Source organism: Mycolicibacter sinensis (assembly GCF_001673565.1).
GTDB classification, from domain to species: domain Bacteria; phylum Actinomycetota; class Actinomycetes; order Mycobacteriales; family Mycobacteriaceae; genus Mycobacterium; species Mycobacterium sinense_C.
This window is the reverse complement of record NZ_LZMF01000048.1, coordinates 1-11,449: the sequence shown is the minus strand read 5'-3', so window position 1 is coordinate 11,449 and position 11,449 is coordinate 1. Positions and strand designations below refer to the sequence as shown.

Annotated in this window: 12 protein-coding genes; 7 read left to right on the top strand and 5 right to left on the bottom strand. The window is 68.3% G+C overall.

The features are described from left to right. The 6 genes from A5648_RS08065 to A5648_RS08040 form a co-directional block, all read left to right on the top strand. The coding region (locus tag A5648_RS08065) for a hypothetical protein (RefSeq protein ID WP_065024040.1) at nt 1–408 on the top strand (408 nt) is incomplete at its 5' end. 47 nt (nt 409–455) lie between these two features. Then, entirely contained in the window at nt 456–1,112 is a 657-nt protein-coding gene (locus A5648_RS23705) for a hypothetical protein (RefSeq protein ID WP_131810536.1), read from the top strand. 29 nt (nt 1,113–1,141) lie between these two features. Beyond that, nucleotides 1,142–1,519: a DUF3054 domain-containing protein gene (locus A5648_RS08055; protein ID WP_065024037.1), complete on the top strand. Its 378-nt coding sequence runs from the start codon at nt 1,142–1,144 to the stop codon at nt 1,517–1,519. A gap of 82 nt (nt 1,520–1,601) precedes the next feature. After that, on the top strand, nt 1,602–2,159 hold the full coding sequence (locus A5648_RS08050) for a hypothetical protein (RefSeq protein WP_065024036.1): 558 nt from the start codon (nt 1,602–1,604) through the stop codon (nt 2,157–2,159). Nucleotides 2,160–2,384: 225 nt separating this feature from the next. After that, nucleotides 2,385–5,225: a (Fe-S)-binding protein gene (locus A5648_RS08045; RefSeq protein WP_065024039.1), complete on the top strand. Its 2,841-nt coding sequence runs from the start codon at nt 2,385–2,387 to the stop codon at nt 5,223–5,225. A gap of 64 nt (nt 5,226–5,289) precedes the next feature. Further along, nucleotides 5,290–6,594, top strand: a complete 1,305-nt coding sequence (locus A5648_RS08040) for a pyridoxal phosphate-dependent aminotransferase (RefSeq protein WP_065024035.1) — start codon at nt 5,290–5,292, stop codon at nt 6,592–6,594. A gap of 28 nt (nt 6,595–6,622) precedes the next feature. Here A5648_RS08040 and A5648_RS08035 read toward each other — a convergent pair whose 3' ends face one another. Both A5648_RS08035 and A5648_RS08030 read right to left on the bottom strand, forming a co-directional pair. Continuing rightward, nucleotides 6,623–7,114: a DUF1707 domain-containing protein gene (locus A5648_RS08035; RefSeq protein ID WP_065024034.1), complete on the bottom strand. Its 492-nt coding sequence runs from the start codon at nt 7,112–7,114 to the stop codon at nt 6,623–6,625. A 9-nt stretch (nt 7,115–7,123) separates the two neighbouring features. Further along, nucleotides 7,124–8,560 carry a carotenoid oxygenase family protein gene (locus A5648_RS08030; RefSeq protein ID WP_065024033.1) on the bottom strand — a complete coding sequence of 479 codons (1,437 nt, stop codon included), beginning with the start codon at nt 8,558–8,560 and terminating at the stop codon, nt 7,124–7,126. A gap of 66 nt (nt 8,561–8,626) precedes the next feature. Here A5648_RS08030 and A5648_RS08025 point away from each other — a divergent pair, with 66 nt between their 5' ends. Next, nucleotides 8,627–9,259, top strand: coding sequence for a TetR/AcrR family transcriptional regulator (locus A5648_RS08025; RefSeq protein ID WP_428844320.1), 633 nt, complete (start codon nt 8,627–8,629; stop codon nt 9,257–9,259). Between the two features lie 4 nt (nt 9,260–9,263). On the opposite strand, the gene rfbA is transcribed toward A5648_RS08025, so the two are convergent. From rfbA to A5648_RS08010, 3 genes are read right to left on the bottom strand one after another with little or no spacing between them, the layout of a single operon-like run. After that, nucleotides 9,264–10,130 carry a glucose-1-phosphate thymidylyltransferase RfbA gene (gene rfbA / locus A5648_RS08020; protein ID WP_065024031.1) on the bottom strand — a complete coding sequence of 289 codons (867 nt, stop codon included), beginning with the start codon at nt 10,128–10,130 and terminating at the stop codon, nt 9,264–9,266. Nucleotides 10,131–10,148: 18 nt separating this feature from the next. Further along, nucleotides 10,149–10,511, bottom strand: coding sequence for a nuclear transport factor 2 family protein (locus A5648_RS08015; protein ID WP_064855566.1), 363 nt, complete (start codon nt 10,509–10,511; stop codon nt 10,149–10,151). 29 nt (nt 10,512–10,540) lie between these two features. Further along, nucleotides 10,541–11,299 (bottom strand): maleylpyruvate isomerase family mycothiol-dependent enzyme, encoded by a 759-nt coding sequence (locus A5648_RS08010; RefSeq protein ID WP_065024030.1) that lies wholly within the window; start codon nt 11,297–11,299, stop codon nt 10,541–10,543. Nucleotides 11,300–11,449 lie beyond the last annotated feature (150 nt).

Sequence of the window (11,449 nt, the reverse complement as noted above, 5' to 3'; positions counted from 1 at the left end):
TGGCCTCCCAATACCCCGACCCCGTCCAAACCGCCCCCCTCAGGCACCACAAAAGTGCCCGCCGGCGTCGTCCCCTTGGCGCCCGACGAGAACGGTTACGTCTTCATTGAGACGAAGTCGGGCAGGACCCGCTGCCAGATCTCGACGCCGCAAGTCGACTGCGAGGCGGAGTTCACCAACACCCCGCTCAAGGACGGCCAACACGCCAACGGCGTCAGCGTCGGTACCGACGGCACCGTGCGATGGGTGCTGGGAAACCTGGGCGACATCCCGGTCGTCACCATCGACTACCTGACCTACCAGGCGCAGGGGTGGCGCATCAAAGCCGATATCGACGGCACCCGGTTCACCAATGACCGCACCGGTCACGGCATGTTCGTCAGCATCGACAACGTCGAAACGTTCTGACCTCTCAGTCGGGTCGCCGGTAACCGCTGTCCATTACGATCGCTGGAATGGCGCGCTACGGATCTTCAGACCGCCCCGGCAACCCCGGCGACGACCCCACCCGCTCCACTCAATACGGCCAGCGCGGACCTCAGCCGCCCGGGCCGCAACCCGCGCCCTTCGGCCCCGCCGGCCTGGGCCCCCGTCCCGGCGAGCCGGGCTACCACCCCGGCAATGCGCCGACCCAGTACGGGCCGGCCTACAACCCGTTCGACCAGCAGCCTGCCGCCGAGGCCGACACCGCGAACTTCGCCGCTGTAACGCCCACACCCTGGTTCCGGCGACGGTCGGTGCTGATCGCCTGGTTCGCGCTGATCGCGGTGATGCTGGGGCTGGTGATCTGGGGCATCATCCAGCTGACCAGCCGGGGCCCCGGAGGGGGCAGCCCAGCGCCGCAGACCAGCTCCTCGAGCACCACCAGCACGACCACCAGCAGCAGCACCACCTCCAGCACCACGCCGTCGGAGAGTTCCTCGAGCACGTCGGCCCCACCGGCGGCCCCACCGCAGCAGGCCCCGCCGCAACAACCACCGGCCCAGCAGCCCCCGGCGCCCGGCGAATCGCACCGCCACCGCCTGCCGTCGCTGCCGTCGGTGATCACCATCCCGCCGATCCCCAAGGTTCCGGAGCTGCCGACGGTGATCACCATCCCGCCACACCGGTAGGCGGCGCACTGGCCCAGTAGTCTCGCCGCATGCGACCGCAGCAGAAACCGGCCTGGCTCGGTATGGATCTGGTGGCCGTTCTGATCTTCTGCGCCCTAGGCCGGCGCAGCCACGACGAGGGCGTCGACTTCAGCGGCTTGGCGGTGACGGCCTGGCCCTTTCTGAGCGGCACGGTGCTGGGCTGGCTGTTGTCCCGGGCCTGGCGCCGGCCGGCCGCCCTGGTTCCCACCGGGGTGATCGTCTGGATATCGACGGTGCTGGTCGGCATGGTCTTGCGCGCAGCGACATCGGCGGGTGTGGCGTGGTCCTTCATTGTGGTCGCCTCGACAGCGACGGCGGTCTTGTTGCTCGGCTGGCGAGCCGTGTTCGCGCTCGCTGCACGACGGACCGCTACCGGTCGGGAATGACCCGGCCGTCCGGAGACGGCACAGCGACTCGTCAGGCGGCGCCGCGGCCTTTCGTCAGCCGCGGCACCTACCATTGGTGCGCGTGGAACGAACGCCGGACGATCCGAACAACGAACCGACCCAGATGGCCGGCTACGACTACCGCCGGACCGGCAACTACGGCGAGCCGGCCGGCTACTACAGCGAATACGGCGAACCCGGTGGCCCGCCCGCCAGCTGGTCCGCACCGCCCGAACCGCCACCGACTCCCTGGTACCTGCAGCCGCTCGCGCTGATCGGCTGGGGCGTGCTGACGGCGCTGCTGATCGCGGCGATGGTGTGGGGCATGGTCCGGCTGGTGAACAAGGACTCCGGTGACACCACACCGGCGACGACGTCGGTCACCTCGACCCCGGTGGCGCCCGGCGACGCACCGATCGCCCCGGTCCCCGGGCCGGTCGCCCCGGAGACCACCACCGAAGAAAACGCGCCGCCGGCCACGACAACGGAGTCAACGGCCACCGAGGCACCGACCACCACCACCGAATCCCCGACCACGACGGCTCCGACCACGACGCAACCGCCGACGACGACCACGGAGGCGCCGACCACGACCGCGTCTCAGGCGCCCGCCACCACGACCGCGGAGGAGAACGGATAGCCGTCGCCCGCCGAGAAAGCCCGTGCCGAAGGGTCGCCGACCGATACAGTTAGGCCAACCTTTGTCGCGCCGGGCGGGTGCGGGGTGGCACTATGAGCGAGCACCGAGCAGGGCTTGAACAGGTGCTGCGCAAGGTTGGCGTAAGTTACCCGTCAGTAACCGCAGTGGGGTTACCAGTCAGTAACTTGTGGATGGGAGAGGCTCTCCGTGACCGAAAACACCCAGATGCTGATCAGGCTGGTCGTCGGCCTGGGCATGACGGCAATCGTCGGCCTGCTGTCCGCACGCCGGGTCTTCTGGCTGTACCGGCTGGTCATGTCCGGTCAGAAGACCGGCGCCGAGCGGATGACCGACATCAAAGACCGCGTCTGGACGCAGATCCGCGAGGTCGCCGGCCAGGCCAAGTTGCTGAAGTGGTCGATCCCGGGCATCGCGCACTTCTTCACCATGTGGGCGTTCTTCGTCCTGCTCACGGTCTACATCGAGGCCTACGGCCAGCTGTTCAAGCACGACTTCGCCATCCCGCTCATCGGGCACTGGGACGCGCTGGGCTTCCTGCAGGACTTCTTCATCACCGCGGTGACCCTGTCGATCTTCGCGTTCATGATCATCCGCATCATCCGCAACCCAACCGAGCACGGCCGGGACTCCCGGTTCTACGGCTCGCACAATGGCGGCGCCTGGCTGATCCTGGTGATGATCCTCAACGTCGTCTGGACCTTCCTGCTGCTGCGCGGGGCCGCGGTCAACACCGGCAGCCTGCCCTACGGCAATGGCGCCTTCCTGTCGCAGCTGATGGGCAAGCTCATGGAGCCGCTGGGCCTGTCCGCCAACGAGACGATCGAGACCGTCTCGCTGCTGCTGCACATCGGGGTGGCGCTGGCGTTCCTGGTCATCGTGCTGCACTCCAAGCACCTGCACATCTTCCTGGCGCCGGTCAACGTCACGTTCAAGCGGCTGCCCAACGGCCTGGGTCCGCTGCTGCCGATCGAGTACGACGGTGAGCCGCTGAACTTCGACGACCCGCCTGAGGACGCGGTGTTCGGCCGCGGCAAGATCGAGGACTTCTCCTGGAAGGGCATGCTCGACTTCGCCACCTGCACCGAGTGTGGCCGCTGCCAGTCGCAGTGTCCGGCGTGGAACACCGGTAAGCCGCTGAGTCCCAAGTTGCTGATCATGGACCTGCGCGACCACTGGATGGCCAAGGCGCCGTACCTGCTCGGCACCTCGGAGGCGCCGGCCATGGACGTCGACCTCGCCGACGCCAAACCGCTGGCGGGCCACCACGTGCCGGAGAAGGGCTTCGAGCGCATCGGCGGCTCCGGTCCGGAGCAGGCGGTCCGGCCGCTGGTCGGCACCGAGGAACAGGGCGGCGTGATCGACCCCGACGTGCTGTGGTCCTGCACCAACTGCGGCGCCTGCGTCGAGCAGTGCCCGGTGGACATCGAGCACATCGACCACATCCTGGACATGCGCCGCTACCAGGTGCTGGTGGAGTCGGAGTTCCCGTCCGAGCTGGCTGTGCTGTTCAAGAACCTGGAGAACAAGGGCAACCCGTGGGGGCAGAACGCCAGCGAGCGCACCGCCTGGATCGACGAGCTCAACTTCGACATCCCGGTCTATGGCCAGGACGTCGAGAGCTTCGACGGGTTCGAGTACCTGTTCTGGGTGGGCTGCGCGGGTGCCTATGAGGACCGGGCCAAGAAGACCACCAAGGCCACCGCCGAGCTGCTGGCCGCGGCCGGGGTGAAGTTCCTGGTGCTGGGCACCGGCGAGACCTGCACCGGTGACCCGGCCCGCCGGTCCGGCAACGAGTTCCTGTTCCAGCAGCTGGCCACTCAGAACGTCGAGATGCTCAACGAGGTGTTCGACGGGGTGGACAAGCCGGAGCGCAAGATCATCGCCAGCTGCCCGCACTGCTTCAACACCATCTCCCGCGAATACCCGCAGCTGGGCAGCGAATACACGGTGCTGCACCACAGCCAGGTGCTCAACCGGCTGATCCGGGACAAGAGGCTGATCCCGGTCACCCCGATGGCGCGGGACGTCACCTACCACGACCCGTGCTTCCTGGGCCGGCACAACAAGGTGTACGAGCCGCCGCGCGAGCTCGTCACCGCCTCGGGTGCCAACCTGGTCGAGATGCCGCGGAACCGCGACCGCTCGTTCTGCTGTGGGGCCGGCGGGGCGCGGATGTGGATGGAAGAGCACATCGGCAAGCGGGTGAACCACGACCGCGTCGACGAGGCGCTGGCCACCGGTGCCACCACCATCGCCACCGCCTGCCCGTTCTGCCGGGTGATGATCTCCGATGGTCTCGACGACCGCATCGAGGCTTCCGGGCGCACCGGTGTGGACGTGCGTGACATCGCGCAGATCCTGCTGGACTCACTGGACCTGTCCGGCGTGACGTTGCCGGCCAAGGGCACCGCCGCGGCGGCGGCCGAGCGGGCCCCCAAGAAGGCCGAGCAGGAGGCGCCCGCCCCCGCCGCTGTGGCCACCGTGACGGCGGAGAAGCCCGCCGAGGCCCCGGCGGCCGAGGCCAAAACCGCGGCCCCGGTCAAGGGACTGGGGATGGCCGGTGGGGCCAAGCGCCCCGGCGCCAAGAAGGCGGCCGCGGCCCCGGCTGCCCAGGCCGGTACTGCGGCACCTGCCGAACCGGCCGCGCCCGCTGCTCCGGTCAAGGGCTTGGGCATCGCCGGTGGGGCCAAGCGCCCCGGCGCCAAGAAGGCGGCCGCGGCCCCGGCCGAACCCGTCAGCTCTGCGGCGGAACCGGCCAGCACGGCCAGCGAGCCGACCAGCACCGCCGCGGAGCCCGCGGCTGCCCCACCGGTCAAGGGTCTGGGGATGGCGGCAGGCGCCCGCAAGCCCGGCGCCAAGAAGGCCGCGGCGGCTCCGGCTGCCGAACCCGCCAAGACCGAGCCGGCCGCAGCCGAGCCCGCGGCTGAGCCGGCTGCTGAAGCTGCCCCCACCGAGGCGGCACCGGCGGCCGAGGCTCCCAAGGAACAGCCGCCGGTGAAGGGGCTGGGGATCCAGCGCGGCGCGAAGCCACCGGGCAAACGCTGAGATAACAGGTTGGGGCCGTGTGGGTGCACATACGGCCCCGATCTGTTTCTCGGGCAAATTTTGATTGGACAGTTATGGGACCATTGTCGACGTGACCGCTCACCAGTTGCCTCATCAGATGCCCTGGCCTGCGCCCGGCAGCCAGCTGCGGCAGCGCACCTTCGCGCAGTCGACCAAGCTGCAGGACGTCCTCTACGAGATCCGCGGTCCGATCCACGCCCAGGCCGCCCGGATGGAGGCCGAGGGGCACCGCATCCTCAAGCTGAACATCGGTAACCCGGCACCGTTCGGGTTCGAGGCGCCCGACGTCATCATGCGGGACATGATCCAGGCGCTGCCGCACGCACAGGGCTACTCCGATTCGCAGGGCATCCTGCCGGCCCGCCGGGCAGTGGTCACGCGCTACGAACTCGTCGAGGGCTTCCCGCGCTTCGACGTCGACGACGTGTACCTGGGCAACGGGGTGTCCGAGCTGATCTCCCTGGTGCTGCAGGCCCTGCTGGACAACGGCGACCAGGTGCTGATCCCGGCGCCGGACTATCCGCTGTGGACGGCGTCGACCTCGCTGGCCGGCGGCACGCCCGTGCATTATCTGTGCGACGAGACCCAGGGCTGGCAGCCCGACATCGCCGACATGGAATCGAAGATCACCGAACGCACCAAGGCGCTGGTGGTGATCAACCCGAACAACCCCACCGGCGCGGTCTACGGCCGGGAGGTGCTCGACCAGATCGCCGAGTTGGCCCGCAAGCATCAACTGCTGCTGCTCGCCGATGAGATCTACGACAAGATCCTCTACGACGACGCCGAGCACATTAACCTGGCCTCCCTGGCGCCGGATCTGCTGTGCCTGACCTTCAACGGGCTGTCGAAGGCCTACCGGGTGGCCGGCTACCGGGCGGGCTGGGTGGCGATCACCGGCCCCAAGGAGCACGCGACCAGTTTCCTCGAGGGCATCAACCTGCTGGCCAATATGCGGCTATGCCCGAATGTGCCGGCCCAGCATGCCATTCAGGTGGCATTGGGCGGTCATCAGAGCATCGACGATCTGGTGCTGCCCGGCGGGCGGCTGCTCGAACAGCGCGACGTCGCCTGGACCAAGCTCAACGAGATTCCGGGCGTCTCCTGCGTCAAGCCGAGCGGTGCGCTGTACGCGTTCCCGCGGCTAGACCCCGAGGTCTACCCGATCGCCGACGACGAGCAGTTGGTCCTGGATCTGCTGTTGCAGGAGAAGATCCTGGTCACCCAGGGCACCGGGTTCAACTGGCCCGCCCCGGACCACCTGCGTATCGTGACGCTGCCGTGGGCTCGTGATTTGTCCAGCGCTATCGAACGTTTGGGCAATTTCCTGGTCGGCTACCGGGTGTAGTTGTTCGCCGTTTGCGCCGAAACTGTCGTTAGCGCGGGAAAGTTCGAGTACCGAACACGCTAACGACAGGGTCGGCGGCACGGGAAGCCCTTCGCCCACACGCCCCAACGGGAATCGCGTGGGAGACGATCCCGATGCCCCAGCCGAGGATGGGCCAAGCGGGCCAGAAATACCACGCCCCGGCGGCCACGGCGGTCGCCAGCCAGATGCCGATCATCAGCACCGACACGGCCAGATAGGCGAACAGATGAATCCGCACGGCACGACCGGCGGCGGCGTGGCGCGCGGCACGACGCTGCGGATCCCGCCGGCCAATCCGCCCGACGGGCAGATCGACGAGCAGATCGTCGAGGGCACGAACGGTCTCAGCTTCAAACGCCCGCCCCAGTCGTGTCTCGTACTCCTCCATAGAAAGATATCCCTGGGCGAATGCCTGTCCGAGACGGGCGGCAGTGCTTCCCCGCTCCGGATCGCCGGCCCGCATCGCGGGCTCCGACGGCGTTACCAACCTCGTGCTCATCTCGATCTCCTACTGCCCGCTGGGCACCCAGTTGCCGTGGAAACCGGCGGGAACACGATGCGGAAGCTGGATACCGGCGACGTCCTCCAGCGTGGGCGCATCCAGGATGGCCAGCCCGCTGCGATCGGTCGCGCTGTCGTACACGAAGCCCATCAGCACACCGTCGTCTTCGGCCGCGTCGGTTGCGGACGGTTGGAAGACGAACTCGCCCAACTGTTTTCCCGCACCAAACGAGCGCGTCGCCGTCGAACCGCCGACGAGGTCATGCTTGAGCAGCGTCGACTCGTCGCCGTTGAAACCAACCGCATAGCCGAACCGGTGCCGTCGGCCGACCCGGCGCTCGTCGACCCGGGGGAACTCTTGGCCCCGGTCGTCAATGCGGGACTCCCGGACTTTGCCATCGGCCAGGTCCACCGTCCACCGATCCAGCGTGGGCGGACCCTCCGCCGGACCACGAAGGTCAGTGTCGAACATCTTGGGGTGGCGCACCACATCGAGCACGACGGTGTCGCCGTCGTCGTAGGCGTTCAGCGGGTGGAACACGTAGCACGGTTCCACGTCGAACCACCGCACGTCTGAACTGTCGCTATCACGGGGCATAACCCCGACCCGCGCAGGGTATTTCGGGTTCCACCGATACGGCATGCGGCGGTCGCCGTCCTTGGGCCTCGGTAACCGGGCGGTGATCGGGTCCGGGATGCGGACCCGCCCGATCAAGGCATTCAGGACCAGTCGCACCGGCAGCCGCAGGCCCGGAGGCGCCGACCCCTCGACGACCTGGCGTACATCGAAGGTCACCGGAAGGTCGTAGAAGACGACGTGGTTTTCGGTCAGCGAGAAGTCATGCATCATCGGCGAGCCGGTGACTTCGATGTCGATGGCGCGCCGCGTCCGGCCATCGGCGCCGATCACCGAGTACTGCACGGTGTTACCGCGGTTGAACGCGTACGACACGGCATGCAGCTCGCCGGTGTCCGGGTCGCGTTTGGGATGCGCGGTGTAGCCGCCGGGCAGGGTGCCGTCGAAGTCGCAGGCGCCGATGGTGTCCAGCTCGTCGGTCAGCTCATAGCAGGAGACGCCGCCCTCGATTAGCGCGTAGGTGCGCCCGGCGTGGCCGATCACGTTGGTGTTGGCACCGATGCCCATCGCCCCGCGGTGGTAGCCGTGCGGCGGCGGTTCGCCGAGTGCTTGGGCTGTCTGCGGCCCGCGCACGTAGCGGTTGCGATACCACTCGGCCTTGCCCTCGCGCAGCCGCACGCCGTGGACCATCCCGTCTCCGATGAACCAGTGGTAGACGGCGGGATCGATTTCGCCGACCGGGTTGGGGCCGTTGCGCAGGTAGCGGCCGTCCAGGTAGTCGGGGATGACCCCGGACACCTTGAGGTCGGTGAGGGTGTATTCCTGGGCGATCGGGGCGTAACCGCCCTCCAGGTACGGATTGTTCATACTGGCACCTCCTTGTCATAACGACGTTATGTTCGTGTATAACATCGTTATGGCAGGATGGCAAGGGTGAATCCGCGTGAGCGCTTGATCGAAGCCGGGCTGCACCTATTGGAAACCTCGGGTCCCGAGGCGCTACAGGCACGGAAGGTCGCCGCCGAGATCGGGGCGTCGACGATGGCGGTCTACACCCACTTCGGCGGAATGAACGGCCTGCTGGACGCCATCGTCGCGGCGTCGTTTGAGCGGTTCGGTGCTGCGCTCGGCGCGGGTCCGCGAATCGACGACCCGATGGCCGATTTCTTCGTGATGGGCTACAACTACCGCGAGTTCGCGCTGGAGAATCCGCAGCGGTACCGGCTGATGTTCGGCCTGGCGTCGCCTCGGCTGATCGGCACGCCGAACATCGGAATGCCGGTGGGGAACAATGCATTCGAACAACTCATCGCCGCCGTGCAGCGCATGGTCACCGCCGGGAGGATCCGTGCGGACGACGTCGTGGATTTGGCCGGGCGGATCTGGAGCATGATCCACGGCGTGGTGTTGTTGGAGATTGTCGGCACCTTCGAGCGGGACGGCCGTGCGCTCACGAACATCCTGGGGCCGATGACCGTCGACATGTTCGTCGGGATGGGCGATCGGCGTGAAGACGCCGAGCGCTCGCTGCAGCGCGCGGCGGCGACGATCGCCGGCGCTCGGTAGCCGATCAGCGCCGGTCCAGCAACTCCAGCAGATAACCGCCGTATCCGGACTTGAGCAGGGCTTGCGCGCGGTCCGCGAGTTGGGCGTCGTCGATGAACCCCATCCGCCAGGCGACCTCCTCGGGGATGCCGATCTTGAGGCCCTGGCGGCGCTCGATGGTGCGGACGTAATCGCCGGCGTCCAGCAGTGAATCGAACGTCCCGGTGTCCAGCCAGGCGGTGCCGCGGGCCAGCGTCTCGACCCGCAGCCGGCCCTGCTCGAGGTAGGTCTGGTTGATATCGGTGATCTCGTACTCGCCGCGCCCGGACGGCTTCAAGTCCCGGGCGATCTCGACGACGTCGTTGTCGTAGAAGTACAGCCCCGGTATCGCATGGTGCGATTTGGGGGCCGCCGGCTTCTCCACCACCGACACCGCCGTGCCGTCCGCGCCGAACTCGACGACGCCGTAGGCCGAGGGGTCCGCCATCCAGTATGCGAAAATAACTGCGCCGGAAACGGATTGGTGGCGCCGCAAGCTGGTTCCCAGCCCGGGGCCGTAGAAGATGTTGTCCCCCAATACCAGTGCGACCGAATCGGTGCCGATGTGCTCGGCGCCGATGACGAATGCCTGCCCCAGGCCCTCGGGCCGATCCTGGACCGCGTAGGTGATGTCGACCCCGAATGTGCTGCCGTCGCCCAGCAATCGCTGAAAGGCCGGCGCGTCATGGCCGGTGGTGATCACCTGGATGTCGCGGATACCGGCCAGCATCAGGGTGCATAGCGGGTAGTAGACCAGCGGCTTGTCGTAGACCGGCAGCAGCTGTTTGCTGACGCCCATCGTGATCGGATACAGGCGGGTGCCTGAGCCGCCGGCCAGGATGATCCCGCGCATGGGGTAGAGAGTAACGGTTCAGTCGGCGCGGTCGGCCTCGGTGAGGTCCGTGGCGGTCAACGCCGCGTCGAGGTCGTCGTGACGGAACACCGCCGTGACGTGGTCGTGCACCACCCGGAAGGCAACCGCCTGGGCGGTGGCGCCGGCTTCGGCGGGCGTCAACTCGGCCACCACCACCCCGCCGTGCACATACATCCGGCCGATCCCGGCGCTGGTCTGCGCCAAGGCTGCCCACTGCCGCAGCGCCTGATGGCCCTGCGCGGCACCGTCGGCGTCGGCTACCTCGATGTCCTCGCTGGACAGCTGCTCCAAGGTGTCCACGTCACCGGCGGCCAGGGCGTCGTGCCAGGCGAGGACGGTCGCGATCTCCGATGTGCTCATGGTCTGCAAACTACCGTGTCGGCGCGCCCTCAGAACGCGGTGTGCTCGACCCAGTCCTGCCACACCGCGGCGTCACCGAACACCGCGATGTCGGTGTCGGCCACCGCAACCCGGCGCATGACCGCCAGGAACAGGTCGCGGGCCGGGCCGCGCAGTGCCACCGACCCCTTGCCGTGCTCATGCGACCAGCTCAGTGCGCCGGTGTCGGGCGACCGGCTGATCGTCCACTCGCCCGCCGATCCCAGGCCGTCATCGGTGGCGTGCAGGTGCACGCTCTGACCGCCGGCCAGCGGCGATTGCCCGTCGCGGCCAGGCCGTGCGGTGACCAGGTCGAGCCATTCGGAGATCCCGTCGGCAGCCAACTCCGGCGACAGGTTGAAGTCGACGCCGAGTGCCAGGGCGGCGTCGGCGCGGTGCACCGTCGCCTCGTGCAGCCGGCGGCGCAGCCACCAGACGGCCGGGCGGGGACCCAGAAACGTCCATGCCGGATTGTCCGGCCCGATACCGGTGATCGCGTCGAGCACCCGCTGGGCGCCGTCGTGCAGCCAGTCGATGGCCGCGTCGGGGTCCGCGGGCGGCTTGCCGTCGACGACCTCGCGTGGGTCCAGCGCGTGGTCCAGGCGGTCGGCGACGATCTGGGCGGCCCAACGGTGTCCGCGTCCGACGTGCCGGAACAGCTGCGTCAGGTTCCACTCCGGGCAGGTCGGGATCGCCAGTTCCGGATCCCCGGAGCGGACCAGCTCACCGAAGGCGCGGTTCTCGTCGAGCAATGCTGCGGCGTAGTCCACGCCGCCAGGCTAGTGGACTGGGCGTCAACTCAGAAGGGCCAGCCGCCGCCCTTGCCGCCGCCGCCCTTGCCCCCGCCGCCGCCAAGGCCGGGGAACCAGGAGCCGCCGCCACCACCGCGGGCGCCGCTGCTACCGCCGCCCAGGCCCGGC